Source organism: Bradyrhizobium sp. Leo170 (assembly GCF_004296405.1).
GTDB lineage: Bacteria > Pseudomonadota > Alphaproteobacteria > Rhizobiales > Xanthobacteraceae > Bradyrhizobium.
In genome coordinates this window covers 18,011-42,617 of record NZ_PSRR01000001.1, presented here as the reverse complement: position 1 = coordinate 42,617, position 24,607 = coordinate 18,011, and the positions used below count along the sequence as shown (strand labels likewise).

The window sequence follows — 24,607 nt, the reverse complement described above, 5'->3', positions numbered from 1 at the left end:
ACCGCGAAGGATCGCCGGCAAATCGGCCTTGTCTCTGCACCGCGGAGACCTCGCTGATGGAAGGATTTCTGCAAGCCCTCGCCGCAGGCCTGCTGATCGGTGCGGTCTACGGCCTGATGTGCGTCGGACTTGGCCTGATCTTCGGCGTCATGCGGGTCATCAACTTCGCCCATGGCGATTTCATGATGCTTGGCATGTATGTCGCCTTCTACCTGTTCACCGCCGCTGGCGTCCAGGCCGTCTTCGGCAATGCTGTCGGGCCGTTCATCGCGATCCTGCTGGCTGGTCCGGTGCTCGCGCTGTTCGGCTATTTCGTTCACCTTACCCTGATTTCGCATGTGTCGGGCACGCGCACCGCCTCGCTCGAGGGTGAAGGTCACTACGCCCAACTCATCCTGACGCTCGGCATTGCGCTGATTCTCCAGAATGGCGGCCTCATCATCTTCGGATCGGTGCTGGCTTCAATCCGCACGCCACTGTCGAGTTCGGCGTGGGAACTCGGCCCATTCTTCGACATGAGCATCTTCATCAACAAGGCGCGCGGCATCGACGCCGTCGTCTCGCTGTTGATCATGACGCTGCTGTCGCTGTTGATCACGCGGTCTCGGATCGGCAAATCGCTTCGTGCCGCTGCCGACAATCCAACCGCCGCGACCTATATGGGCATTGATGTCGACCGTGCCCACCGCACCGCCTTCGCGCTCGGTTCCGGCATCACGGCCATTGCCGGCGGCCTGCTCGCCACCAACTATCCGTTCCATCCCTTTGTCGGGCTCGACTATGTCATCGTCATGTATGCCGGCGTCGTTCTCGGTGGCATGGGCAGCATCATCGGCGCCTTCTGGGGCGGCATGACGATCGGGCTGGTCCAGCAGATGTCGACACTGATCTTGCCGACGCAGTTGCAGAACGCAGCGATTTTTGTCGTGTTCCTCCTCATCATTTTCTTCCGTCCGCAAGGCTTCTTCGGGCGCATGGTCGAGAGGACATGACCGTGCCCCAATTGCGCTCGCTGGTCCCTGCCCTCGTCTTCACGATCGCTTATGCGGCGATCTCGCTCGGCGTCACCAACTCGTACTATCAACTGGTTCTGACGCTGGTTCCGGTGTGGGCGGTCTTCGGGCTGTCCTGGAATCTGCTGAGCGGATACACCGGACTGATCTCGTTCGGGCACGCAGCCTTTTTCGGGATCGGCGCCTATACGACAGCGCTCGGACAAATCTACTTCGACCTGTCGCCTTGGCTCCTGATTCCGGTCGCCGCAATGCTTGGCGGCATTGCCGGGCTGCTGATCGGATTTCCGACTTTTCGCCTGCAAGGCCACTATTTCGCGTTGGCGATGCTGGCCTATCCGCTCGCCATTCTCTACGTGTTCGAGTGGCTCGGCTTCCAGGAAGTCACGCTCCCGATCAAGCGCGACGCCCCGATCGCCTATATGCAGTTTGCCGATCCCCGGCTCTACACCTTACTGGCGCTGGCGATCATGCTTGCCACGATCCTGCTGACGCGCCTCATCGAACGTTCCCGCTTTGGCATGGCGCTGCTGGCAATCAAGCAGAACGAGGCCGCAGCCGAAGCCGCCGGCATTAATACGCTGGCCTGGAAGCTGCGTGCGATCACGCTCAGCGGCGCGATAGCCGCCGCCATCGGCGCATTCTATGCGCAGGTGCTGCTGGTGGTCACCCCGCAATCGGTGTTCGGCATGCTGGTGTCGGCGCAGGCGCTGACAGTCGCCATGTTCGGCGGCGTCGGCACGGTCTGGGGGCCAGTTATCGGATCCGTGATCCTGATCCCGCTTGCCGAGATCCTGCATGCCGAGGCTGGCGCACGCTTCCCTGGCATTCAGGGCGTGATCTTCGGATTTGCCATCGTCTGCGTCATCCTGGTCGCTCCGGAAGGATTATTCTGGAAGTTGCGAGATCTCCTGCGCAAGCGGCTTGCACCAAAGGCAGCCGCGACGCTGGATGATTCGCAGGCCCCGGCAACAACCGTGACGGCGTCGCGGCCTGCTCGACAGCGCGCCGCAAACGGCGAAGTTGTGCTCGAGGTCCGGAACCTCTCGCGCTCTTTCGGCGGCTTGAAAGCCGTCCAGGACGTCAGCTTCAAACTGCACAAGAACGAAATCCTCGGCATCATCGGCCCGAACGGCGCCGGCAAGACGACGCTTTTCAATCTCCTGAACGGCTTCCTGCGACCGAACCAGGGCGAAGTGCTGATCGACGGCCGCAACATGTCCGGCGAGCGGCCGCATACCATCTGCGAGGCCGGCATCGGCCGCACCTTCCAGGTCATGCGTCCATTCCTGCGCATGTCGATCCTCGACAACGTCGTGGTCGGCGCCTATGTGCGCGCGCGAACGGACGAAGAGGCGCGAAAGCTCGCCGCCGACGCGATCGCGCGCGTCGGCCTCTCCGCGGTGGCAGACCGCGTCGCCGGCGAGCTCTCGACCAAGGAACTGCGACTGATGGAGCTCGCTCGCGCGCTCGCGGGGCAGCCGCGCATCCTGTTGCTCGACGAGACGCTCGCGGGCCTGGGCCATGGCGAGGCGGACGAGGTCGTCGCCGTGATCCAGCAGCTTGCCCGCGATGGCATGACGATCGCCATCATCGAGCACACGATGCAGGCGATGGTTCGCCTGGTCGACAGCTTCCTCGTGCTCGACCACGGCGCCGTCATCACCGAGGGCGAGCCGGAGGTGGTCACACGCGACGGCCGCGTGATCGAGGCCTATCTCGGCAAGAAATGGATGGCCCATGCTCCGCATTGAGGGATTGAGTGCGGGCTATTCGGCAAAGCCCGTCCTGAACGGCGTATCCATCAATATCGATGCAGGTCAGTTCGTCGCCATCGTCGGACCGAACGGCGCCGGTAAGACGACCCTGTTCAAGACCATTTCTGGCATCCTGAAGCCGAGCGGGGGCGGAATCTCCTTTAATGGTGTCGATCTCCTCGCGGTACCGCCTGCGCAGCGGGCCCACCTTGGTATCGCCCACGTCCCCGAAGGCCGGCAGGTTTTCCCTTCGCTGACCGTGATGGAGAACCTGGAAATGGGCGCGATGACCGAGAGCGGCCGGCGCGACTGGGCGGCGAATATCGAGCGCATCTTCGCGTGGCTGCCGGTGCTCGCGGAACGCCGCGGCCAATTCGCGGGCACCCTGTCCGGCGGCCAGCAGCAGATGCTCGCGATCGGGCGCGGGCTCGCTTCCTCGCCAAAACTGCTGATGCTGGATGAGCCCTCGATGGGGCTTGCACCATCGACCGCCGATTTCATCTTCGAGCGGCTGATCGAGATCCGCCGCCAGTCCGGCCTGACCATGTTGCTGGTCGAGCAGCGCGTGGCGGAGGCGCTCGAGTCCGCGGATCACGGCTATGTCCTCGAGGCCGGACGCGTCGTGCTCGAAGGCAACAACGAAACCCTGCGCGCCGACGATCGCGTGCGCAAGGCCTATCTCGGCATGTGACGAGCCAACGAACAATGGGGAGCGAGAACAAGATGAACAAGACGACCAAGGGATTGACCCGCCGTAGCGTGCTGTCGGCTGCCGCCGCCGTCGGTCTCACGCGGGTGGCTCGCGCACAGCAACCGGCTGAGGTCAAGGTCGGCCTGATCGTACCGTTGTCCGGCATCTATACCCGACCGGGCCAGGTGATGAAGATGGGCGCCGAGATGGGCATCGAGCACATCAATGCGCAGGGTGGTGTCAAGGCGCTCGGCGGCGCGAAGCTGAAGCTGGTCGTGATCGACTGCGGCGATACCACCGAGAAAGCCAAGAACGCAGCGCAGCGCATGGTGGCGCAGGAGCCCGACCTTGTCGCCGCCACCGGCGCCTATCTCTCCTCTTTCACTTTGGCGGTCACCGAGGTAACCGAGCGCGCTGAATTGCCGGTGCTGACGTTGTCCTATTCGGATCTGCTGACCGACCGCGGCTTCAAATACATCTTCCAGACCGCGGCAACCGCAAGCCGTCAATCCGAACTCGGATTGCCGACGCTGATGAAACTGGCCGAAGCTGCATCCGGCAAGCGGCCGAAAACCGTGGCGATGTTGATGGACAACACCGCGACCTCGGTCGCAACCGCCAAGGCGCTCAAGGAAAAACTGTTCGCGCAGGAAGGACTGCAGCTCGTCGTCGAGGAAGTCTGGACGCCACCCCTGTCCGATGCGACTCCTCTGATCCAGAAGGTCCGCTCCGCGAAGCCGGACCTGCTGCTCTTCATGCCCAACGCTGTATCCGACGCGAAGCTCGGGCTTGAGAAAATCAGCGAATTCGGCCTCGGCCAGGGCAAGGTCCCGACCGTCTCCTTCAGCATCACCATCGCAGAACCGGACATGCTGCAAAGCGTCAGCCCCGACGTCGTGCAGGGCATCATGACGATCGTCGCAAACTGGGGGTCGAAGGGTCATGAGGATCTGATCGCGGAGCTCAAGGCCAAATACAAGGAGCCCTGGATGACACAGAATGTCATCTCGACCTATGGCGACATGTGGCTGATGAAGGAAGCGCTGGAGAAGGCCGGCAAGGCTGATCGCCAGGCCGTGGCGCAGGCCTTCCGCACCATGGATGCCGGCCCGTCGAAATACTATCCGGGCGGCCAGCTCAAATTCGACGAGAAAGGCCGCCGAGTCGGCGCCGGCGTCGTCATCGTGCAGTGGCAATCGGGCGTGCCTGTCACCGTCTATCCGCCCGAACTCGCGCAATCGCAGCCGTTCTGGCCGAAGAAATCCTGATGGCAGCCTCGTGACCATTCGCGGAGGAGAATCGTCATGACTGGGAAGAACCGAACCGCAGTGACGCGGCGAACGCTGCTTGTGGGCGCGTCCAGCACGCTGATCGCATCCCGCGCGTGGGCACAGCAGCCCTCGGAAGTGAAGGTCGGCTTGCTGGTGCCGATCTCCGGGCTCTATGCGCGCCCGGGGACGGTCATGCGTGAAGGCGCCGAAATGGCTGTCGATCACATCAATGCTCAAGGCGGCATTAAGGCGCTCGGCGGCGCCAAGCTGAAACTGCTGGTGCTGGATTCCGGCGACACCACGGAAAAGGCCAAGAATGCCGCCCAGCGCATGGTCGCGCAGGAGCCCGACCTGGTCGCGGCGAGCGGCGCCTATCTCTCCTCGTTCACGCTCGCCGTCACCGAGGTCACCGAGCGCGCCAACCTGCCCGTCCTCACTCTCTCCTACTCGGACCTGATCACCGATCGCGGCTTCAAATACGTTTTCCAGACCTCGGCAACGGCGGGCTCGCAGGCTCGTCAGGCGTTGCCGCAGATCATCAAGCTGGCGGAGACGGCTTCCGGCAAGCGGCCGAAGACGGTTGCGATCCTCACCGACAATACGGCGGCGTCCACCGCATCCGCGAAATCGATGCGCGAGAGCCTTTTGGCGGAAAACCAGTTGCAGTTGATCGTCGATGAGACGTTCACGCCGCCACTCGCCGATGCGACGTCGCTGGTGCAGAAGATTCGCTCCGCGAAACCCGATCTTCTCTTCTTCCTGCCGACGGTGATTTCGGACGCGAAACTGCTGCTGGAAAAGATGAACGAATTCGGTCTCGGCCAGGGCAAGGTACCGACCATCTCGTTCGGCATCGCGATCGCCGAGCCAGACATGCTGCAGACCGTCAGCCCCGAGCTGCTTCAAGGCGTCCTGACCTGCGTCGCAAGCTGGGGCGCCAAGGGACACGAGGCGCTGATCGCCGAGCTGAAGACCCGCTACAAGGAGCCATGGATGACGCAAAACGCGATCTCCACCTATGGCGACATGTGGGTGATCAAGGACGCGCTGGAGAAGGCCGGCAAGGCTGACCGCGTCGCCGTCGCCGAAGCCCTGCGCAGCATGGATGCCGGTCCCTCGAAATACTACCCGCTGGGTGAGATCAAGTTCGACGAGAAGGGCCGTCGCGTCGGCGCCGGCATGACCATCGTGCAGTGGCAGTCTGGTGTGCCAGTGACGGTGTTCCCGCCCGAGCTCGCGCTGGCGCAGCCGTTCTGGCCGAAGAGCTGACAACGCCACCCGCAGTGACGCCGAACTCGACAAGAAATAGGGAACCGCCGCGCTATGAAGGACAAATGGGCACTCGTAACCGGGGCGACCGCCGGCCTGGGATTGGCGGTGGCGGAAAGCCTTGCCGGCGCGGGGGCCAATATCGTCCTGCATGATCTCATCGTGCCGAACGAATCCGCGGACCGGTTGCGCGCCCGGTTCGGCGTCGAAGTGATCGCTGCGGGAGCCGACCTGTCACAGCGCTCCGCCATCGAGGCCATGCTGGCCGACCTGCTTCGTCGCTGCGGCGCGATCGATATCCTCGTCAACAATGCCGTGGTCCGGCATTTCGCGGCAGTCGAGCGCTTTCCGCCGGATCAATGGGAGCGCGCGCTGGCGGTGAACGTGTCCGCGCCCTTCCATTTGATCCGCCTCGCACTGCCCGCCATGAAGCAGCGCGGGTGGGGCCGCATCATCAACATGGCCTCCATCTATTCGACCCGAGCAGTCGAAGGTCGCATCGACTACGTCACCACCAAGACGGCGATCCTCGGCATCACCCGCGCCGTAGCGCTGGAGACCGCGCGCACCGGAATCACCTGCAATGCGGTCGCCCCGGGGACGCTGCCGACCCCCGCCATCCAGAGCAAGATCGCTTCCATTGCGACCAAGGATGGCGAGACGGTGGACCGCGCGACAGAAAAATATCTCTCGGAGCGCCAGCCCTCCGGCCGGTTCATCGGGATGGAAGCCGTTGGCGCCCTGGTGGTGTTCCTCTGCAGCGCTGCCGCGCAGGACATCACCGGGGCCAGCCTGCCGATCGACGGAGGCTGGTCGATCGCATGAACAAACCGATCTCGAGAGAGCGACAAATGCTGATTCTGCCGGTAAATCGCTGGTAAACCCGCGATAGAACGAAGGCATCTCGCAAATGGACCGACGCGCCGAACTGCAGTCCACGCTTCGCATCGAAGACGTCCCGACCGTCAGGAAGATGGTCGCACAAAAGCTGCGCGAGGCGATCATGTCCGGCACGCTCAAACCCGGCCAGCGGCTGGTCGAGCGCGAGCTATGCGAGATGATGGGCGTCAGCCGCCCCTCGATCCGGGAAGCGCTGCGGCTGCTGGAGGCTGACGGGCTGGTCAACACCATCCCCCACCGCGGCCCGGTGGTCAGCCGGATCAGCCTCGAGGAGGCCCGGCAGCTCTATGCCGCCCGTGCGGTGCTGGAGGGATTTGCAGGCCGCGAATGCGCCCGTCTGCACGATCCCGAAGTGGTGCGCCGGATCGGCGATGCTTTGACCCGGCTGAAGACGGCGGCCGCGAAACAGGACCTCACCGGGTGTCTCGAGGCCAAGACCGACTTCTACGGCGCGCTGATCGGCGGCTGCCGCAACGCCTTTATCGAGCGCATGCTCAAGCCGTTGCATGACCGGATCACGCTGCTGCGGATCACCTCGATGTCGCAGCCGAAGCGGATCAACAAGAGCTTGCGCGAGGTCACGGCGATCTGGCGCGCGATCCAGAGCGGAGACGAGGAACTCGCCGAACGCTGCTGCGTCGATCATGTCAAGGCGGCGGCTGTCGCCGCGCTCGACATGATCGAGCGGACATCGGCCAAGGAAATGACGCTTCCCGACCCATAGGCGAAGCGCAAAGGGAGGGAGTGCGTGATGATGTCTTTGGTACGATCGCTGATCCTGCTTCTGCTGCTGTCACCATGCGCGACGGCATTCGCGCAGGACTATCCCTCCCGCCCGATCACCATGATCGTGCCCTTCTCGGCCGGCGGTCCTGGTGACGTGATTGCGCGAATTCTCGGCAGCGCAATGAGCGCGACACTGAAGCAGTCGATCGTGATCGAGAATGTGGTCGGCGCCGGTGGCACGCTGGGCACTAACCGTGTCGCCAAGGCGCCGCCTGACGGCTATACGCTGCTGCTGATGCATGTCGGTCAGGCGACCGCTCCGTCGCTCTACGCCAAGCTTCCGTTCGATCCGGTCGGCGACTTCGCCATGATCGGCCTCGTCACCGACGTGCCGATGATCCTGGTCGCGCGGCCGAACTTTCCCGCCAAGGATCTGAAGGAATTGGTCGGGCGGATTCGCAGCGACGGCGACAAGATGACGTTCGGCAATGTTGGCCTCGGCTCCGCCTCGCAACTCTGCGGCCTGATGTTCATGAGCACGACCGACACCAAGCTCACGTCCGTCTATTACAAGGGCGGTGGGCCAGCGCTCAACGACGTCATCGCCGGCCATATCGATGTCTATTGCGATCCGGCGACAGGGCCGACGCCCTATATCCAGTCTGGCACCATCAAGGGCTATGCGATCACCAGCAAGAAACGCGTCGCGACGCTGCCGGACGTTCCGACTTCGGCGGAAGCTGGCATTCCCGCGTTCGATGTGACCACCTGGTATGCCCTCTATGCGCCCCGCAACACGCCGAAGCCGGTGGTCGACGTGCTGGTCAGCGCCCTGCAGACGGCCCTCAAGGACCCGCCACTCGTCAGCCGCTTTGCTGAGCTCAGCATGACCCCGGTCGAGACCGAACGCGCAACTCCCGAAGCGCTGGAAGCTTTCCTGAAGGCCGAGATCGACAAATGGGCGCGGATCATCAAGGCTGCGGGAATCGAGCCGCAGTAGGACACTTCCGCTCACGAGGCGGGAATTGCGAGGCGCTCGATGGTTTGGATGTGACGGGCGAGCAGACCACAGGCCTGATCGAGATTGCGCGCTCGCAGCGCTTGCAGGATCAAGCGATGATCCTGATTGGACCGCGGTCGCCAGCCGGCATTACGCGCCATTGCGAACACCAAGCGCGAATTTGCAAGCTGCAAACCGTCGAGGCTGGCGAGCAGTCGCGGCATCGCACAGGGCGCCACCAGCGCGTGGTGAAAGGCGCGGTTGGCAGCCTCAAAGTCCTGGATCGTCTCAGCGTTGTCTCCCTCAATCAGCGCCAATTCGATTCGCGCCAAATGAGCTGACGTCAATTTCGGCGCGGCGTTCCGCAACGCGACGACTTCGAGCGCTGCACGCATCTCGGCAATTTCCTTCACGGAGTTGGTATCAAGCGGCGCAACGCGCACACCGCGACGGGGCACAGCGACAACAAGATGTTGAGCTTCCAGTTGCCGGAACGCCTCGCGTACCGGGACGTGGCTTGAACTGAATTCCCGCGCAATGTGGTCCTGCCGGAGCGGCGCATCCGGCTGCAATGCGCCGCTGATGATGCGCGCCCCGATTGACTCGGCAATGCGCCCCGCTGTCGTCGTGTTGTCGGCCATCATAGATTATCTATCATAAAAACGAGTGCATTTGCGTACGGCCTCGGCTAGCGTTCGTCCCAAGATCAGTATCATAGATAATACTCAAGATTATCTATGATAATATCCAAGCGAGGGCAAGTCCTATGGTGCATGCCGTAGAAGTGAAAGAGGGCGACAGCCGCAACACCGAAGCGGTCCGCACCGACTGGGACCGCGCAGAGGCCGAAGCGCTCTACGCCCTTCCCTTTCCCGACCTGATCTTTCGTGCCCAGAGCATTCATCGCAAGCATTTCGATCCGAACCATGTCGAAACGGCGAGCCTGCTCAGCATCAAGACTGGCGGCTGTCCGGAAGACTGCGGCTACTGCTCACAGAGCGCACATTACGACACCGGCCTGAAGGCCACGCGCCTGATGGACCACGCGGATGTGATCGCAACCGCTGAGCGCGCCAAGGACGCCGGCGCCACCCGCTTCTGCATGGCCGCCGCCTGGCGCAATCCGAAAGACCGTGACCTCGAGAAGGTCTGCGATATGGTCAGCGCGGTGAAAGGCCTCGGCATGGAGACCTGCGTCACGCTCGGCATGCTGACGCCGGGCCAGGCCGCGCGGCTCGCCGAAGCCGGGCTCGACTTCTACAATCACAATGTCGACACGTCGCCCGAGTTCTACGACAAGATCATCACCACCCGCACCCTGCAGGATCGCATCGATACGCTGACACACGCGCGCGACGCCGGCATCAAGGTCTGTTGTGGCGGCATCATCGGCATGGGTGAACGCGTTGATGACCGGCTGGGTATGCTGGTTCTGCTCGCCAATCTGCCTGTTCATCCGGAGAGCGTGCCGATCAACCTCTGGAACGAGGTCAAGGGCGTCCCGGTCAACGACATCGCCGAGCGACCCGATCCGATCGCGCTGGTGCGGCTGATCGCGGTCGCCCGCATCCTGATGCCGAAGAGCGTGGTGCGGCTCTCCGCTGGACGACAGTACATGACCGACGAGCTGCAGGCACTCTGTTTCCTCGCCGGCGCTAACTCGATCTTCATCGGCGACGTCCTCCTGACCACCAAGAACCCGCAGCGCGATCGCGATGCGAAGTTGCTGCAGCGGCTCGGCATGACATCCCGGCTTGGCCAGAGCCACGTCGCTTAGTCTGCTGTCGACTCGCCCAACTGATTGCTTGTCCGGGACTCGAGGCAATGAACGCAATCCATACGGACAAGACTGTCAGCTATCACACCGCCTTGCAGGCCTTGAAGGACGATGACCGGCTGCGCGGCCTCAAGCCGCGTGCAGGTATCGATTTCGTGTCGAACGACTATCTTGCACTGGCGAGCGCGCCGCGCATGAGGAACGCCGTCGCAGCCGCACTCGAGGCAGGCACACCGATCGGAAGCGGCGGGTCACGGCTTCTGCGCGGAAATTGCGAGGAGCATGAACAGCTCGAGGCAGAGGCTGCCAGGTTCTTCGGAGCCGAGACGACGCTATTTTTCGGCGGCGGATATCTGGCAAACTTTGCGCTTCTGACAACGTTGCCGCAACGAGGCGACCTTCTCGTCCTCGATTCTCTCGTTCACGCGAGTATTCATGAAGGAGCACGCGCTGGCCGGGCCGGATTTTGCGAAAGCGCCCACAATGATCCGCAGTCGATTGAAGACAGGATTCGCGACTGGCGGGCAAAAGGCGGAACAGGCCGCGTTTGGATCGTGGTCGAAAGCATCTACAGCATGGACGGCGATTTCGCGCCGCTTGCGAAACTCGTCGCGATAGCAGACCAGTACGATGCTTTCCTGATCGTGGATGAGGCTCATGCCACCGGCGTCTACGGTGCGCAGGGTCGAGGACTGACCGCCCCCTATGAGGGGCGCGAAAACCTGATCGTCATTCATACCTGCGGCAAGGCACTGGGTGCAGCCGGAGCAATCGTCACTTTGACCCGCGTGCTGCGCGACTTCATGGTCAATCGTTGCCGTCCGTTTATCTTCGCTACCGCTCCCTCCCCCCTAATGGCTGTTGCTGTGCAGGAGGCGCTAGCAATCCTGCAGCAGGAACCTGACCGGCAGCAACGTCTCGCCAGCCTGGTCGCGTTCACGCATCGAGAGCTCGCCGTGCGCGGCAGCCGAAGTCCTTCACGCTCGCAGATCGTCCCCTATATCGTTGGCGACAACGCGCGTGCGATGGCTTTGGCGGCTGCGTTGCAGGTTCGGGGCTTCGATATCCGTGGAGTCAGGCCACCAACCGTACCGGCAGGTACGGCACGGTTGCGGATTTCCCTGACCCTGAATGTCAGCGAGGATGATGTGCGGGCAATGCTCGATGCCCTGTTCGAAGAGACAAGGGGCAAGTCCCCATGAGCCTGCGGATCGTGGTGACTGGCACGGACACCGGGATCGGCAAGACAGTGTTTGCAACGGGACTCGCCGGCTTTCTCGGCGCCAAATATTGGAAGCCTGTTCAAGCTGGTCTCGATGGTGAGACTGACTCCCAGCACGTGGCGCGGCTGGGAGCCCTCTCCTGCGATCGCATCGTGCCCGAGCGTTACCGTCTCAGAACACCGGCTTCGCCCCATCTGGCTGCCGAGATTGACGGGGTTGGCCTCGACACGGAATCGCTTCACGTGCCGGACACCGGCACGTGCCCGCTTGTGATAGAAGGTGCGGGCGGGCTGATGGTGCCGCTTAGCCGCAGCAAACTGTACATCGACATTTTTGCGCGCTGGCAACTTCCTGTCGTGCTTTGCGCGCGCACCGCGCTCGGCACCATCAATCATTCGCTGCTGTCGATCGAAGCGCTGCGACATCGTAGGATCGATGTTCTCGGGATTGCATTCATTGGCGACGAAAACACCGATACCGAGACCACGATCTGCAGGATCGGACGGATACGGAAGCTTGGACGATTGCCCTGGCTTTCCCCTCTAAGCCCGGACGCGCTGCGGACCGCCTTCGAAGGCTCATTTAACCGCGACGATTTCAAGCCATGATGCACGAAAAGCAGTCCCGCATCTGGCATCCATTCACGCAACACGCGCTGCAGGGCGCGATGACGAAGGTTGTGCGCGGAGAAGGCGCCTATCTCTATACCGCAGACGACCGTCGTATCATCGACGCAATCGCATCCTGGTGGGTGGTGACGCACGGCCACTGCCATCCGCAAATCGTAAGCGCCATTCAGAAGCAGGCAGAGCAGCTCAACCAGATTATCTTTGCCGGCCATACTCACGAGCCGGCCGAAGAGGTCGCTGCGCTGCTTCTGAAATTGGCCCCCCGTGGCCTCGATTACGTCTTTTTTTCCGACAGCGGCTCGACCAGCGTGGAGGTCGCGCTGAAAATGGCGCTCGGCTACTGGCACAACATCGGCGAGCCGCGCTCGCGCATTGTCGTGATGCAGCACTCCTACCACGGCGACACGGTGGGTACGATGTCGGTCGGCGCACGAGGTGTATTCAACGCGGCATATGAACCGTTACTGTTCCACGTCACCTCAGTGCCGTTTCCGGAACGCGGTCGCGAACAGGCAACGCTTGATGCGCTCGAAGCTGCGTGTCGCAACGACAATCCGGCCGCGTTCATTGTGGAGCCGCTGATCCTGGGCGCGGGCGGGATGCTGATGTATCCAGCCTGGGTGCTGAGAGAGACGAAGCGGATCTGCGAGGCATCTAATGTCCTGTTCATTGCCGATGAAGTCATGTCCGGCTGGGGCCGGACGGGGACATTGTTCGCGTCTGAGCAGGCGGACGTGTCGCCCGACATCGCCTGCTATTCCAAAGGCCTCACTGGCGGATCGCTTCCGCTCGCCGTGACACTCTGCCGCGCCGATATCTTTGACGCCCACTATTCGAAAGATCGCGCGCGCACGTTCTTTCATTCGAGCTCATACACGGCCAATCCGATCGCGTGCGCCGCCGCGAAAGCGAACCTGGATCTTTGGCAAGAACCGGACGTTCGAAAGCGCATCGCATCCGTGGCAGCAATGCAAGAAGAAGGAATTGAATCGTTTCGCGTGGACGCACGCTTCAACAACGTTCGCCGGGTCGGCACCATCACCGCGCTTGATTTGGCAGTCCCCGACGGGGGCTACCTCGCTGACATTGGTCCGAAGCTTCAAGCCTTTTTTCGCGACCGAAATCTCTTGCTGCGGCCGCTCGGCAATACGATCTACGTTATGCCGCCTTATTGCGTCACAGCGGCCGACCTCAATGAGATCTATGTCGGCATCAGCGATGCCGCCGATGCGCTAGTCTCTGGGAAGTCAGCTGGGATTTCTTGAGGACACTATAGCCAGCATCGCGTCGAAGATCGGCAAGGCTTATCCACCGAGACCCAGGACCGGCCACATGGCGTCGACGCGTGCCACCACATCTGGGTCCATGGTCAGCACCTCGCCCCATGCACGCTCGGTTTCCGGCGGCATCTTTATCGTTGCATCGATTCCGAGTTTGCCGCCAAGACCTGGTTTTGGCGAGGCGAAGTCGAGGTAATCGATCGGGGTATCGGCAAGCGTGACGAGATCGCGCGAACTATCGCTTCGCGTTGCAACCGCCCACATCACGGAACGCCAGTCGCGGATATCGATATCGCCATCGACGACGATGAGAAATTTGGTGTAGGTGAGCTGGGGCAGCATCGACCACAGCCCAAGCATGAGGCGCCGCGCCTGCCCTGGATAGCGCTTGGAAATCGCCGCAACCGCGATCCGGTAAGAACACGCTTCCGGCGGGAGCCAGAGGTCGATAACTTCCGGAAACTGCTGTTGTACCAGAGGCAGGAACAGATGATTGAGCGCCTCGCCGATGCGGGACGGCTCGTCCGGCGGACGTCCGGTGAAGGTCGAGAGATAGATCGACTTGCGCCGCCGGGTCACCGCCGTCACGCGCAACACAGGAAACTCCTCGACGGAATTATAATAGCCGGTGTGGTCGCCATAAGGACCCTCGGGCGCCGTTTCCGTCGCGGACACATAACCCTCGATGACGATTTCGGCCGTGGCGGGCACCGAGAGCGGAACGGTGATGCAGCGGACCAGATCCAGCCGCTGCCCGCGCAGCATGCCAGCCAGCCGCAGTTCGGAGATCGCTTCCGGCGCAGGCAAGACCGCAGCCAGGATGGTCGCAGGATCGGCGCCGATGACGATGGCGACCGGCATGTCCCGGCCAAGCCTTTTCCACTGATCGTGGTGACGGGCACCGCCGCGATGCGGCAGCCAGCGCATGATGGCGCTGTCGCGGCCCAGCACCTGTATCCGGTAGACTCCCATGTTGTCCTGGCCCAAAGCGGCGGGCTCGGGCGGCGCAGTCATGACCAGCGGCCAGGTGATCAGGGGCGCCGGCTCTCCGGGCCAGCAGACCTGGGCCGGCAAAATGCCGAGGTCTATGGCGTCGCCGGTTGCGATACATTCCTGCACCGGCGCCGCTGAAATCGTGCGCGGCCGGGTCGCCAGCGCGGCCCGTGCAAGGGGAAGCTTGCGCCATGCGTCGATCAGGCTTTGCGGCGGCCGGGGCGCGCGCAGTTCGGCCATCAGTTCGCCAAGCTCCCTCAGCCGGTCCGGCCGCACGCCAAATCCCCAGGCCACCCGTTCGATCGTACCGAAAAGATTGGTCAGCAGCGGCATATCCGAAGGAGCCCCATCCGCCCTCACCGGCTGTTCGAACAGAAGGGCCGGTCCTTCCGCGCGAAGAACGCGACGATGGATTTCCGTGATGTCGTGCACCACCGACACCTTCTCGCGAATGCGTCGCAATTGCCCCTTGCTCTCGAGAAAAACCAGGAAGTCGTGCAGTTCCTGAAAATTCGGCACGTCGCGACGTAACAAGAGGCTTCTCCTTAAGACACAGAGACTCCTATGCAGCAAAATTCCAGGTCTTCTTTGTTCTTGCACAAACAACGCTCGTGATCATCGCTCTATCCTGACGGAATGAACTTTTCGAAAATGACCTCGCCTCCGCCGTCACCGTTGCCGGTGCCTCCATTGCTGGCGCTTGCTGTGCGCCCGTTGCCGCTGTTGCCGCTTCAGACTGTACTCACGGTCGTGCTGCTTCGCATTTGCAGGGAACATCCGAGGATGTTCGACAGGCTCGGCGAGCATGCCCGAAAACGATTTGGCATCAAGCCGACCGATCTGCCCTTTGGCTTTCTGCTCGAGCCCGCCCCTTCCCGCCCGCGGCTGTCGGTGGTGCGCAACCTGCCGGATGATGTTGACGCTCGGATTTCCAGTCCGTTAGCCGGGCTATTTGGTCTGATCGAAGGCAGCCTTGACGGCGATGCATTGCTGTTTTCGCGCGACCTCGTGGTGGAAGGTGATGTCGAGGCGGTGCTCGCGCTTCGCAACGCGATTGATGACGCGCAACTCGACCCGGTGGCGGAGATCGCCAGCATATTCGGACCACTGGCCGAACCATTGAAACGCACGCTGCAAATTGCTCGAACGGTGGCCGGCGCCTCAAATCGATCGCACAAAGGGATTTGACGATGGAGCTGATCTGTCCCGCGGGCACACCAGCCGCATTGAAGACCGCGATCGACGCCGGAGCCGATGCGATCTATTGCGGCTTCAACGACGAGACCAATGCACGAAACTTTCCGGGTCTGAATTTCAGCCGCGCCGAACTCTCCGATGCGATCGCGCTTGCACATCGCCGCGGCGTGAAGGTCCTGGTCGCCATCAACACATTCCCGCGCGCGGGCGCCGTCAGTCTCTGGCATCGGGCGATAGACGACGCTGTAGCGGCCAAAGCCGACGCGCTAATCCTGGCCGATGTCGGCCTGCTGGAATATGCAGCGCGCCGCCATCCTGCCCAACGCTTGCACGTCTCGGTGCAGGCGGCCGCCGCCAACGCGGATGCCATCGCTTTTTACGCCGAGACATTCGGCGCCCGTCGCGTCGTCTTGCCCCGCGTCCTGAGCGTCGCGGAAATAGCTGGCATCGTCCGCGAGATCACCTGCGAGACCGAAGTGTTCGTCTTCGGCGGCCTTTGCGTGATGGCTGAAGGCCGCTGCTCGCTGTCGTCCTATGCCACCGGGCAGTCGCCGAACATGCAGGGCGTATGTTCACCCGCAAGCCATGTCGCCTATGAGCAGGAGAACGGCAGGACGAAGTCGCGCCTAGGTGGATTCACGATCAACAGCTTCGAGATCGGTGAAGCCGCCGGCTATCCGACGCTTTGCAAAGGTCGCTTCACGACCAAACACGGCACCGGTTACATCTTCGAAGATCCCGTGAGCCTTGACGCTGCAACCTTGCTTGCCGGGCTGCGCGACGCCGGCGTTACGGCGCTCAAGATCGAAGGGCGCCAGCGCGGCCGAGCCTATGTCGAGGGTGTCGTGCGGCACTTCCGTCAGGCTCTCAACGCGCTGGACTCCGGCCTGCCGATCGATGCCGGGCAACTTATGCCATTCACGGAAGGTCAGGCTACGACCGTAGGTGCCTATCGCAAGACCTGGAGGTGAACGTCCCAGCCGTCTTTGTTGAATGACTAGAGAAAACCGACCGGAGGAATGGTTTCATGCAGCTCAGCCTCGGCCCAGTTCTTTATAATTGGGCGCCGGAACGCTGGCGCGACTTCTACTTTCGCATTGCGGACGAGGCGCCGGTCGACACCGTCGTGATTGGAGAGATCGTCTGCTCGAAGCGATCGCCCTTCATCGCTCCACATCTGCCTGCGGTCGTTGAGCGGCTCCGCGCCGCCGGAAAACAAGTCCTGCTCGGCTCCCTGATCCTGACCTCGCTGCCGCGCGAGCGGCGGCAGATGGCCGAGCTCGTCAATACGGCAGAGCTCCTGGTCGAGGTGAACGATCTGACCTGTCTCAAGCCACTTGTCGGTCGCTCTCATGCGATCGGTCCGTTCATCAACATCTATAACGAGGCCAGCGCCGCGTTCCACGCCCAGCGTGGCGCGACAAGACTCTGCCTCCCGCCGGAGCTGCCGATGTCGTCGATCGCGGCGATTGCTGCCGCGCTTCCCAGCGTCCTGATCGACATATTCGCCTTCGGTCGGGTGCCTCTGGCAATCTCCGCCCGCTGCTATCACGCGCGCCTTCACAAGCTGACAAAAGACAATTGCCAGTTCGTCTGCGAGCGGGACCCGGATGGACTGATGCTGAAGACGCTGGATGGCGCTGACTTCCTGACGGTCAACGGCGTCCAGACCCTGTCGTCCACCTGCGCCAACCTGCTGGGCGACGCCGATGCCTTGCGCGAGGCCGGCGTCGGGTCATTTCGCCTGTCGCCGCAGGATTGCGACATGGTCGGGGTCATCAGCATCTTCCGCGCGGTCCTTGATGGCCGGGAGGATGCGGAGAGCGGAACGCGACGTCTCGCGCAGCTTTATCCGGACGTGCACTTTTCCAACGGGTTTCTCCACGGAGTAGCCGGCTTTCTCTCCGTGGCACCCGACGCCCGCACCAACCAGCGACCCGGATTCCGTGAACCGATCAAACCGCACATGCTCTAGCAACACATGCTCTAGCAACCTTTGGGGCCCCATATGGCGATTGCAGCACGGCGCCTACCGCAGGACGGAACCATCGATGTCGTCAACCGGCTGCGGCATGTTCTCACGCAGGTTAACCTGGACTGCACGTGTCAGGATTCTCTGGCTGGGGCCCTCGATCGATTTGCGACGCTTGAAAAGCGCCGCTTCTCCCGGCGGCAGCTTGTCCAGGCACGCGACTGCAGAAATCAAATCGCTGCCTTTCTATCGCTTCTATCGGAGCTTGACGCGCTTACCGAGAGCGAACCTGACCGGACCGTGTTCAGAGAAATGGAGCTCGTATTTTCCGAGATCGTCGATTGTGCCTTCGCCGGAGTGTTGGCATTGAGGCAAATCGCAACGGAGTAGGCAGCCAACCGCACCAGCGGAACGTGAATGCTAGATTTGGACCGCAAGGCCCGAACTATTCCTCCTCGTCCGCGATGGCCACGAGAGCATGCGGCTTGCACAGGACCACGCGGCACCGCCCGCAACTGACGATGCCCCGCTCTTCCCAGGCGCTAAGCGTCCTGCTGACGGTATGCAGGGTGGTCCCGACCATTTCGGCGAGGTCACGGCGGGACAGCGGAAACGCGATCTCGATGCCGCGCGCCGTGCGGCGCCCCGACTGGTGCGCCAGACGAAGAAGGGTATGACCAATCCGACGCTCGACCCGTTCGGTCGACAGTTCACGCACACGGATCTGCATCTCGTGATACCGCTGGCCCAACAGCGTGAGGGCGTTGATGGCAACGACGGGATAACGCTCCATGATCTGTCTGACAATGGCGCTCGTCCAGCCGATCAGATGACTATCGTCCACTGCGGTCACCGTGCCGGGATGGGTATCACTGCCCACAAGTGCCGCGTAGCCCGCAACCTCTCCCGGACCAAGATAACGGATGATAATCTGCTGACCGTCCTGGGCCATCTGCGACGCCCGCAACCGGCCCGCAATCACGACAAAAAGGGACGTCGTGCGGTCGCCCTGTTGAAACAGGATATCGCCGGCGGCAAGACGCCTTCGTCCCGCTGAAGCCTGAAGGAATCGGAGCGCCTCCGGAGGAGTCCCCTGAAACAGTTCGGTCCGGGCGAAGAGATCCAGGTCCGGAGAGTAATCCATGCCGCCGACTTCATGCTGCACATCTGGCGGTGTACCTCCGCTGTCACATAGTAGTGTGCGGCAACGCCCTCCAATTTGAGCCAGCGCAAATAGTTGGATCGATTATTCCCAATAATACCAAGGCTTGTCATACAAGAGGAAAGCCCCTGCCCGCCGACCCAAAGACGGGGCGACTGATGCCGAGGCGTGCCCTAACACGGGATCGAAAATGCTGCTCGTCAACAAGACGGATCTGTTTCGACATCGCGTGCCAGACACCCTGGCTGACCGAATTGCGCTGGGCATCGTGCGCGCGGGCACATCGATGGCCGGCGCCCTCTTTGGCGGTCGATACGGCCATCGTGTCGTTGTGCTCGAGACCGTGGCCGCGGTCCCGCCGATGGTCGCCGCAACGTTGCTGCATCTCAAATGCCTGCGCCTTATGCTCGACGATCGCGGCTGGATCCGGACCTTCATGGACGAGGCGGAGAACCAGCGCGTTCATCTGATGTCGTTTATTGCGCTGGCTCAGCCTCGCGCCTGGGAACGTATCCTGATCGCCATCGCGCAAGCGGCATTCTATAATGCTTTTTTCATTCTCTACTTGATATCCGCCCGGACAGCGCATCGCCTGGCCGGATATTTCGCCGAGCAAGCGGTCCGGGGTTACTCGGAATATCTCATTCGGCTCGGATCTGATGATCGCAGCAGCGATGCGGCACCCGCATCGGCCATCGCGTACTGGGATTTGCCATCCGATGCGGATGTCACTGACATGATCCTCGCCATGCGCGAGGATGAGGCCATCCACCGCGACCTGCACCATGCCTTCGCCGACGCGCTGGCGGCAGGTCAGGCATTTCCACGCGGCAACGCCTGAGGCGATTTTTCTGGCTCAATTGGTGACCTGCGAAAAGGAACGAGAAATGGCGCGACGAACCGATCTGCCCCTTGTGTATTCCTGCTCTGGCTGTTCAAGCGCCGCTCAACTGGCGAACCATCTCGCGATTCGACTGGATCGAATCGGGAAAGCGGAAATGTCCTGCATCGCAGGGGTCGGAGGCGACGTTCCTTCGCTTGTACGAGTTGCGACCTCGGGGCGGCCAATAGTCGCGATCGACGGCTGCGCGCTCAAATGTGTTCAGAGTTGCCTGACGCGACACGGTGTCCAAGCAGCAAGCCATTACGATCTCACGCAGTTCGGCGCAAAGAAGCGATTCAGGATGGATTTTAATCCTGCTCAAGCTGACCAGCTATTCGAACGCATCGTCGACGATCTGTCACAGCGATTCACTGCCGCAGAGGCCTCCGAGAGGTCCGCCGAGAATCGTACGTAGTTCGCGCTTTTCGCCTCGGCCGGTCAAATGCGGATGCGGCTATTCGCCGTGGGTCCACTCACCCGCGCCGCGTTCTGCGAGATCATTGCGATTCCCGATATCCGCACTCAATGCGCCACGCTCGCCGCCCTGCTCGCCACCCGAGACGAGGAACGGCAGTTCGAGCGTATCGGCGCGCAATCACCTTAGCTGGTGAATTCATCCGCACGACGGACTGTCGTCTGCCTCATGCGTTGGCCTTTCAAATAAGCACGACACTTGCGATGAAGCACCGGTGCACTCGCTTTATAGCTCGGCACGCTGCCACTATACTCATGTGGCGGAAGGGCCTTTGTCCGATACCTGCGCAGGAGCAATAGAGCATGCGGAAAGTCGGAATTGTCGGGGCCGGCGCGGTCGGCGCCGCCTGCGCGATGGCGCTAAGTCTTCGGCGCAGCGCGGACGAAGTCGTCCTCGTGAACAGAACACCGGCAAAGAGCGTCGGGATCGCCACGGATATCACCTATGGAGCGGCGATCGGCGACGTGACCGCCGTTCGCAGTGGCGACATCGCCGATCTGACCGGTTGCTCGGTCGTTCTCCTCACTGCCGGCGTCAACGAAAAGACCGGAGGCGCAACCGACCGGAGCGACAAGGAAGGCCGTCTGAAGCTCCTCACCGCCAATGCCAAGATCTACAGGGAACTGGTTCCTGCCATCGTCGCTGCCGCGCCGGATGCCGTGATCATTGTCGTCACCGATCCGCCGGACCCGCTCACCGATGTCGCCCGCGACGCTGCCGGGCATGAACGCGTGTTCGGCACCGGTACGTTCCTTGACAGCCTGCGCTTCCGGACTCATCTTGCCCGTCACTTCGGCGTTGCTCCAACCGCCGTAGATGCTCTCGTGCTCGGCGAACACGGCACTTCGAGCGTCTTTCTCTGGTCCTCCGCCCGAATTGCAGGCAGTCCGGTCGAGACACTTTTCGATCGACCGGCGGAAACGAAAGTGCAGATTGAACGGGATGTCCGGCAGGCCAACATCACGATCATCGAGGGGATCGGCGCCAGCCAGTACGGGATCGGAATCGTATCCGCCCGGATCGCCGAGGCGGTCCTCGGGGATGAGAAGGTTGTTCTTCCGGTGTCGAGCCCCCAAAAAGCATTTGAGGTCAGCCTCTCCCTGCCCTCCGTGATCGGAGCAGCCGGTGTCGAGCGCGTTCTCACGCCGCAGATGAGCCGGCAGGAACAGGCAGCGCTACGCGCGAGCGCGCAGCACATCGCGGACGCGTCTGCCCGTCTGAAGCAGTAGAACGATCGCTTCCGGGCCGTGCGTTCGTTCGGACAAACCTGCGTGCGGATCGGAAATACAGGTCACCGCCACACGTTTACCGCAATAGCGGTGCCTTGCGAATGCCGAAGGGACGGCCGACCGCCCACAAGGTCGTGCCTCGCCTCCTCGCGAGGACGAAGTTGTCCTGAATCCACCTTCTTTGGAATATCTGCTCAGCGCAACGGCAAAGGCATATCGGATGCGCGCCACGTCATTCGCGGCCTTGTTACTCCTGTTGCCTACTCTGTCGGCGACTGCGGCTTCGACCGTCAGCGAAGATACCGGACCACCGCCGGCGCTGGAGCCGGGCAAGGCACCCCCACTGCCCCAGCAGGGGCCGCTCGCTGAGCCCCGCTCGTCAAATCAGGTCGGCTTTCCCGCGGCGCTGACGGCATCGGCTATCCCACCAGCCAGCCCGCTTACGCCTGCCGCGGTTGCGTTGGGTGAGAAGCTGTTCTTCGACGGCCGGCTGTCGGATGACGGCACCGTCGCGTGCGCCACATGTCACGATCCGGCGCGCGCCTTCACCGATGGACGGCCCGTGTCGATCGGAATCCATGGCCGTGCCGGACAACGCAATGCTCCAACCGTGCTGAACGCACTTTATAACAAGACGCAGTTTTGGGATGGCCGGGTCGACACGCTGGAGCAGCAAGCGGCCCTGCCGATCACCAACCCGTTCGAGATGGGTTCGTCCAGTATCGCTGCTGCCGTGTCCAGGATCGCTGGCGACAAGGACTATCAGGTGCAATTCATGCAGGCCTTCGGCCGCGACGTGAACGAACAGGACCTGCTGCGCGCGATCGCGACCTATGAACGGACACTGGCGTCTTTCGATTCTCCGTTTGACCATTTCATCGCCGGAGACGCCGGCGCTATCAGCGACTCGGCTAAACGCGGCTGGGAATTGTTCAACACCAAGGCACGCTGCAACCTTTGCCACGCCTTGGCGGACAACAAACGCGACGTGACTGTCTTTACCGACAACGACTTCCACAACATCGGCATCGGAATCCTCCGGCACCACGTAGGTCCCTTGGCGCAGCAGGCGGAACGCGAGCTTGCGCAAGGACGCCTGCCGGATGTCGACGCCGCGGCGATCGCGAGCGAGATGTCGGTCCTGGGACGTTTTCTGATCACGAAACGGCAGAGCGACATCGCCGCATTCAAGACGCCTGACTTGCGCAATATACTGGTGACGGGGCCCTACTTCCACGACGGATCGATGCAAACCTTGTGGGACGCCGTCGATCACTACAACAAGGGCGACGGCCGCGCCGACCCCTGGCTCGACGAAGACATCCAGCCGTTGGCCATGACGGAGGCCGAGATTGATGATCTGGTCGCGTTTCTTGCCTCGCTGACAAGTTCTCCATACAAGGAGGCTGGCGACCACGAATATGCGCGGCAACTCGCGTTATCCAGGGTTGATCGCCCACAGCGGGACACCGCACGGGCTTTCGGCCCGAAGCCGTCGCAGCCGAAGCCGCCGCCGCCATTTTGATGGATCAGCGCATTGTGTCGAAAGAGGCCCCGTGACGAACCCAGCCCTATCGAACGATCCCGGCGATGCGACCGCGTTCACGCACGCATCCCGCCAAGGCGAGAACCGTCCTCAGCCAGCGATTGCGATGCTGGAAACCAGGCATCTGTCGCGGAGCGTCGGACAACGGCTGCTCGTCAATGACATCAGTGTACAAGTCTCGGCGGGTGAGATTCTCGCCGTCGTCGGCGCGAGCGGGGCCGGGAAGTCATCGTTCCTGCGGCTGCTCAACCGGCTGGACGAGCCTACGGCCGGCACGGTTCTGCTGACGTCTGCGGACTACCGGTCAATTGCGCCGCAGGAGTTGCGGCGGCGCGTCGGCATGGTCATGCAAACGGCCTTTCTGTTTCCCGGCACAATCTCTGCGAACATCGCTTTCGGACCGCGCCAGCGCGGGGAAGTCATGCCGCCGCCGCAGATCGCAACGCTGCTCGAGCGAGTCGGCTTATCCGGATTCGCCGACCGTGATGTCGGCAACCTTTCCGGCGGCGAGGCCCAGCGCGTGGCGCTGGCTCGAACGCTGGCGAATGCTCCTGAGGTTCTGCTGCTCGACGAGCCGACCTCCGCGCTCGATGAGGCGTCCGTGCGCGGGGTCGAGGAGCTCATTCTCGGCATCATCCGAGAACGGCGAATGGCCTGCGTGATCGTCACGCACAACCGTGAGCAAGCCATCCGTCTCGCGGACAGAACCATGATCATGGAAGCGGGCCGACTTGTCGCGATCGGCGCAACCAGGGAGGTGCTGCATGCTGACTGAGTTGGAGAGCAGCATAGGCAGCGAAGTGTTGATGGGCCTTGCCCAAGCCGCCGGCGCCATCGCGCTGTGCGCCGCCGTGGTGGCGCTTTGCCGGTGGCACGCCGTCCGCGTCGAGCGCGAGGCCGCCGTATCGATGGCACGTGGACTCATACAGATGGTTCTCGTTGGGATGGTGCTGGCGGTGTTGCTCCAAGGCAGCTTGCTGATCGGCACTCTTATCCTGCTGATGATGACGGTCGCCGCGGCATTCACGGCAGCTCGCCGCCTCCAGAAAATGGAAGGCGCGCTGCTGCTGTGCTTCTGGGCGATCGTCGCCGGCGCCGGAACCGTGATCGCGGCGATGCTGGTGACCCGGAGCCTTCGGGCCGACATCGCGATCCTCGTGCCTGTCGGCAGCATGATCATCGCCAATGCGATGAATGCATGCGCGCAGGCGGCCGAGCGCTTCCGGGCCGAGATCGTCGCCCATGTCGGACAGATCGAGGCAAGCCTCTCGCTGGGCGCAGAGCCCGCCGTTACGGTTACGCCTTATCTTCAGAGCGCGGTCTATGCGAGCCTTCTGCCTCGGCTCGATATGCTGAAGTCTCTCGGTTTGGTGTGGATCCCCGGGGTCATGGCCGGCATGATGGTCTCCGGCGCGAGTCCGGTCTACGCCGCCATCTACCAATTCGTGGTCGTTGCCATGATCCTGGCTGCGTCGGGGATTACCGGCCTCGTCGCCACCCTTCTCATGCGGTCCCGCGTGTTTACTTCAGCGGCACAGTTGGCGCTTCGGCCTGCGGAAGCGTCAACGTCGAGCCCTACGGTGACGCGGGCTCATCCGTAAGCCGGGCAGGCTC

Annotated in this window: 26 protein-coding genes; 23 read left to right on the top strand and 3 right to left on the bottom strand. The window is 62.4% G+C overall.

All coding sequences use genetic code 11. From position 1 onward, the window contains the following. Window positions 1-56: 56 nt before the first annotated feature. From CWO89_RS00190 to CWO89_RS00155, 8 genes are all read left to right on the top strand, one after another. Complete coding sequence (locus CWO89_RS00190; RefSeq protein ID WP_130576554.1) at window positions 57-992, top strand: branched-chain amino acid ABC transporter permease; 936 nt, start codon at window positions 57-59, stop codon at window positions 990-992. Continuing rightward, a complete protein-coding gene (locus CWO89_RS00185) occupies window positions 989-2,767 on the top strand; it encodes a branched-chain amino acid ABC transporter ATP-binding protein/permease (RefSeq protein WP_130576552.1) in 1,779 nt (592 codons plus the stop codon). The genes CWO89_RS00190 and CWO89_RS00185 overlap by 4 nt, the downstream gene beginning before the upstream one ends. Next, a complete protein-coding gene (locus tag CWO89_RS00180; protein ID WP_130576550.1) occupies window positions 2,754-3,461 on the top strand; it encodes an ABC transporter ATP-binding protein in 708 nt (235 codons plus the stop codon). The genes CWO89_RS00185 and CWO89_RS00180 overlap by 14 nt, the downstream gene beginning before the upstream one ends. Before the next feature lie 32 nt (window positions 3,462-3,493). After that, a complete protein-coding gene (locus tag CWO89_RS00175; protein ID WP_130576548.1) occupies window positions 3,494-4,729 on the top strand; it encodes an ABC transporter substrate-binding protein in 1,236 nt (411 codons plus the stop codon). Between the two features lie 36 nt (window positions 4,730-4,765). Next, complete coding sequence (locus CWO89_RS00170) at window positions 4,766-6,001, top strand: ABC transporter substrate-binding protein (RefSeq protein WP_130576545.1); 1,236 nt, start codon at window positions 4,766-4,768, stop codon at window positions 5,999-6,001. Window positions 6,002-6,055: 54 nt separating this feature from the next. Next, the gene (locus tag CWO89_RS00165) at window positions 6,056-6,826 is read left to right on the top strand and encodes an SDR family oxidoreductase (protein ID WP_130576543.1); all 771 of its coding nucleotides are present in this window, start codon (window positions 6,056-6,058) and stop codon (window positions 6,824-6,826) included. Window positions 6,827-6,911: 85 nt separating this feature from the next. Further along, a complete protein-coding gene (locus CWO89_RS00160; protein WP_130576541.1) occupies window positions 6,912-7,625 on the top strand; it encodes a GntR family transcriptional regulator in 714 nt (237 codons plus the stop codon). Between the two features lie 27 nt (window positions 7,626-7,652). After that, the gene (locus CWO89_RS00155) at window positions 7,653-8,627 is read left to right on the top strand and encodes a tripartite tricarboxylate transporter substrate-binding protein (protein WP_130576539.1); all 975 of its coding nucleotides are present in this window, start codon (window positions 7,653-7,655) and stop codon (window positions 8,625-8,627) included. Between the two features lie 11 nt (window positions 8,628-8,638). Here CWO89_RS00155 and CWO89_RS00150 read toward each other — a convergent pair whose 3' ends face one another. Then, window positions 8,639-9,271, bottom strand: coding sequence for a GntR family transcriptional regulator (locus CWO89_RS00150; protein WP_130576537.1), 633 nt, complete (start codon window positions 9,269-9,271; stop codon window positions 8,639-8,641). Between the two features lie 122 nt (window positions 9,272-9,393). Here CWO89_RS00150 and bioB point away from each other — a divergent pair, with 122 nt between their 5' ends. Genes bioB through CWO89_RS00130 form a run of 4 tightly spaced genes read left to right on the top strand, consistent with a single transcriptional unit; the run spans window position 9,394 to window position 13,521 of the window. Beyond that, entirely contained in the window at window positions 9,394-10,404 is a 1,011-nt protein-coding gene (gene bioB, locus CWO89_RS00145; RefSeq protein ID WP_130576535.1) for a biotin synthase BioB, read from the top strand. Between the two features lie 47 nt (window positions 10,405-10,451). Beyond that, a complete protein-coding gene (locus CWO89_RS00140; RefSeq protein ID WP_130576533.1) occupies window positions 10,452-11,606 on the top strand; it encodes an 8-amino-7-oxononanoate synthase in 1,155 nt (384 codons plus the stop codon). Continuing rightward, window positions 11,603-12,235 carry a dethiobiotin synthase gene (gene bioD, locus CWO89_RS00135; protein WP_130576531.1) on the top strand — a complete coding sequence of 211 codons (633 nt, stop codon included), beginning with the start codon at window positions 11,603-11,605 and terminating at the stop codon, window positions 12,233-12,235. Before CWO89_RS00140 ends, bioD begins: the two co-directional genes overlap by 4 nt. Continuing rightward, window positions 12,232-13,521, top strand: a complete 1,290-nt coding sequence (locus tag CWO89_RS00130; protein WP_130576530.1) for an adenosylmethionine--8-amino-7-oxononanoate transaminase — start codon at window positions 12,232-12,234, stop codon at window positions 13,519-13,521. Before bioD ends, CWO89_RS00130 begins: the two co-directional genes overlap by 4 nt. A 39-nt stretch (window positions 13,522-13,560) precedes the next feature. On the opposite strand, the gene CWO89_RS00125 is transcribed toward CWO89_RS00130, so the two are convergent. Next, entirely contained in the window at window positions 13,561-15,063 is a 1,503-nt protein-coding gene (locus CWO89_RS00125) for a UbiD family decarboxylase (RefSeq protein WP_130576529.1), read from the bottom strand. A 102-nt stretch (window positions 15,064-15,165) separates the two neighbouring features. Between CWO89_RS00125 and ubiT the strand changes: the two genes are divergently transcribed. From ubiT to CWO89_RS00105, 4 genes are read left to right on the top strand one after another with little or no spacing between them, the layout of a single operon-like run. Further along, window positions 15,166-15,717, top strand: a complete 552-nt coding sequence (ubiT, locus tag CWO89_RS00120; protein WP_130576528.1) for a ubiquinone anaerobic biosynthesis accessory factor UbiT — start codon at window positions 15,166-15,168, stop codon at window positions 15,715-15,717. Between the two features lie 2 nt (window positions 15,718-15,719). Then, window positions 15,720-16,697, top strand: coding sequence for a ubiquinone anaerobic biosynthesis protein UbiU (gene ubiU, locus CWO89_RS00115; RefSeq protein WP_130576527.1), 978 nt, complete (start codon window positions 15,720-15,722; stop codon window positions 16,695-16,697). A gap of 56 nt (window positions 16,698-16,753) precedes the next feature. Continuing rightward, the gene (gene ubiV, locus CWO89_RS00110) at window positions 16,754-17,701 is read left to right on the top strand and encodes a ubiquinone anaerobic biosynthesis protein UbiV (RefSeq protein WP_130576526.1); all 948 of its coding nucleotides are present in this window, start codon (window positions 16,754-16,756) and stop codon (window positions 17,699-17,701) included. A 33-nt stretch (window positions 17,702-17,734) separates the two neighbouring features. Continuing rightward, a complete protein-coding gene (locus CWO89_RS00105) occupies window positions 17,735-18,088 on the top strand; it encodes a hypothetical protein (RefSeq protein ID WP_130576525.1) in 354 nt (117 codons plus the stop codon). Window positions 18,089-18,143: 55 nt separating this feature from the next. Here CWO89_RS00105 and CWO89_RS00100 read toward each other — a convergent pair whose 3' ends face one another. Beyond that, complete coding sequence (locus tag CWO89_RS00100; RefSeq protein ID WP_245475593.1) at window positions 18,144-18,863, bottom strand: Crp/Fnr family transcriptional regulator; 720 nt, start codon at window positions 18,861-18,863, stop codon at window positions 18,144-18,146. Between the two features lie 187 nt (window positions 18,864-19,050). Here CWO89_RS00100 and CWO89_RS00095 point away from each other — a divergent pair, with 187 nt between their 5' ends. The 7 genes from CWO89_RS00095 to CWO89_RS00070 all read left to right on the top strand — a co-directional run bounded on the left by CWO89_RS00095 (window position 19,051) and on the right by CWO89_RS00070 (window position 24,594). Next, window positions 19,051-19,701, top strand: a complete 651-nt coding sequence (locus tag CWO89_RS00095) for an alternative oxidase (RefSeq protein WP_130576524.1) — start codon at window positions 19,051-19,053, stop codon at window positions 19,699-19,701. Beyond that, window positions 19,619-20,158: a putative zinc-binding protein gene (locus tag CWO89_RS49360; RefSeq protein WP_496146740.1), complete on the top strand. Its 540-nt coding sequence runs from the start codon at window positions 19,619-19,621 to the stop codon at window positions 20,156-20,158. The genes CWO89_RS00095 and CWO89_RS49360 overlap by 83 nt, the downstream gene beginning before the upstream one ends. Window positions 20,159-20,206: 48 nt before the next feature. After that, the gene (locus CWO89_RS45630) at window positions 20,207-20,347 is read left to right on the top strand and encodes a hypothetical protein (RefSeq protein WP_165420928.1); all 141 of its coding nucleotides are present in this window, start codon (window positions 20,207-20,209) and stop codon (window positions 20,345-20,347) included. A 173-nt stretch (window positions 20,348-20,520) separates the two neighbouring features. Then, the gene (locus tag CWO89_RS00085; RefSeq protein WP_130576523.1) at window positions 20,521-21,447 is read left to right on the top strand and encodes a lactate/malate family dehydrogenase; all 927 of its coding nucleotides are present in this window, start codon (window positions 20,521-20,523) and stop codon (window positions 21,445-21,447) included. Window positions 21,448-21,667: 220 nt separating this feature from the next. Further along, complete coding sequence (locus CWO89_RS00080; protein ID WP_130576522.1) at window positions 21,668-22,972, top strand: cytochrome-c peroxidase; 1,305 nt, start codon at window positions 21,668-21,670, stop codon at window positions 22,970-22,972. A gap of 31 nt (window positions 22,973-23,003) precedes the next feature. After that, a complete protein-coding gene (locus CWO89_RS00075) occupies window positions 23,004-23,768 on the top strand; it encodes an ABC transporter ATP-binding protein (protein WP_245475592.1) in 765 nt (254 codons plus the stop codon). Next, window positions 23,758-24,594 (top strand): ABC transporter permease, encoded by an 837-nt coding sequence (locus CWO89_RS00070; protein WP_130576521.1) that lies wholly within the window; start codon window positions 23,758-23,760, stop codon window positions 24,592-24,594. Before CWO89_RS00075 ends, CWO89_RS00070 begins: the two co-directional genes overlap by 11 nt. The last annotated feature ends 13 nt before the right edge of the window (window positions 24,595-24,607 follow it).

Bases quoted from the DNA above. Each gene is read 5' to 3' on its own strand.
- bioB (WP_130576535.1), top strand. From the start codon at position 9,394: ATGGTGCATGCCGTAGAAGTGAAAGAGGGCGACAGCCGCAACACCGAA.
- CWO89_RS00095 (WP_130576524.1), top strand. From the start codon at position 19,051: ATGCTGCTCGTCAACAAGACGGATCTGTTTCGACATCGCGTGCCAGAC.
- CWO89_RS00150 (WP_130576537.1), bottom strand. From the start codon at position 9,271: ATGATGGCCGACAACACGACGACAGCGGGGCGCATTGCCGAGTCAATC.
- CWO89_RS00130 (WP_130576530.1), top strand. From the start codon at position 12,232: ATGATGCACGAAAAGCAGTCCCGCATCTGGCATCCATTCACGCAACAC.
- CWO89_RS00175 (WP_130576548.1), top strand. From the start codon at position 3,494: ATGAACAAGACGACCAAGGGATTGACCCGCCGTAGCGTGCTGTCGGCT.
- ubiV (WP_130576526.1), top strand. From the start codon at position 16,754: ATGCAGCTCAGCCTCGGCCCAGTTCTTTATAATTGGGCGCCGGAACGC.
- CWO89_RS00105 (WP_130576525.1), top strand. From the start codon at position 17,735: ATGGCGATTGCAGCACGGCGCCTACCGCAGGACGGAACCATCGATGTC.
- CWO89_RS00190 (WP_130576554.1), top strand. From the start codon at position 57: ATGGAAGGATTTCTGCAAGCCCTCGCCGCAGGCCTGCTGATCGGTGCG.
- ubiT (WP_130576528.1), top strand. From the start codon at position 15,166: ATGAACTTTTCGAAAATGACCTCGCCTCCGCCGTCACCGTTGCCGGTG.
- CWO89_RS00180 (WP_130576550.1), top strand. From the start codon at position 2,754: ATGCTCCGCATTGAGGGATTGAGTGCGGGCTATTCGGCAAAGCCCGTC.
- CWO89_RS00155 (WP_130576539.1), top strand. From the start codon at position 7,653: ATGATGTCTTTGGTACGATCGCTGATCCTGCTTCTGCTGCTGTCACCA.
- CWO89_RS00170 (WP_130576545.1), top strand. From the start codon at position 4,766: ATGACTGGGAAGAACCGAACCGCAGTGACGCGGCGAACGCTGCTTGTG.
- CWO89_RS00160 (WP_130576541.1), top strand. From the start codon at position 6,912: ATGGACCGACGCGCCGAACTGCAGTCCACGCTTCGCATCGAAGACGTC.
- CWO89_RS00185 (WP_130576552.1), top strand. From the start codon at position 989: ATGACCGTGCCCCAATTGCGCTCGCTGGTCCCTGCCCTCGTCTTCACG.
- CWO89_RS00080 (WP_130576522.1), top strand. From the start codon at position 21,668: ATGCGCGCCACGTCATTCGCGGCCTTGTTACTCCTGTTGCCTACTCTG.
- ubiU (WP_130576527.1), top strand. From the start codon at position 15,720: ATGGAGCTGATCTGTCCCGCGGGCACACCAGCCGCATTGAAGACCGCG.
- CWO89_RS00140 (WP_130576533.1), top strand. From the start codon at position 10,452: ATGAACGCAATCCATACGGACAAGACTGTCAGCTATCACACCGCCTTG.
- CWO89_RS00070 (WP_130576521.1), top strand. From the start codon at position 23,758: ATGCTGACTGAGTTGGAGAGCAGCATAGGCAGCGAAGTGTTGATGGGC.
- bioD (WP_130576531.1), top strand. From the start codon at position 11,603: ATGAGCCTGCGGATCGTGGTGACTGGCACGGACACCGGGATCGGCAAG.
- CWO89_RS00085 (WP_130576523.1), top strand. From the start codon at position 20,521: ATGCGGAAAGTCGGAATTGTCGGGGCCGGCGCGGTCGGCGCCGCCTGC.
- CWO89_RS49360 (WP_496146740.1), top strand. From the start codon at position 19,619: ATGAGGCCATCCACCGCGACCTGCACCATGCCTTCGCCGACGCGCTGG.
- CWO89_RS00165 (WP_130576543.1), top strand. From the start codon at position 6,056: ATGAAGGACAAATGGGCACTCGTAACCGGGGCGACCGCCGGCCTGGGA.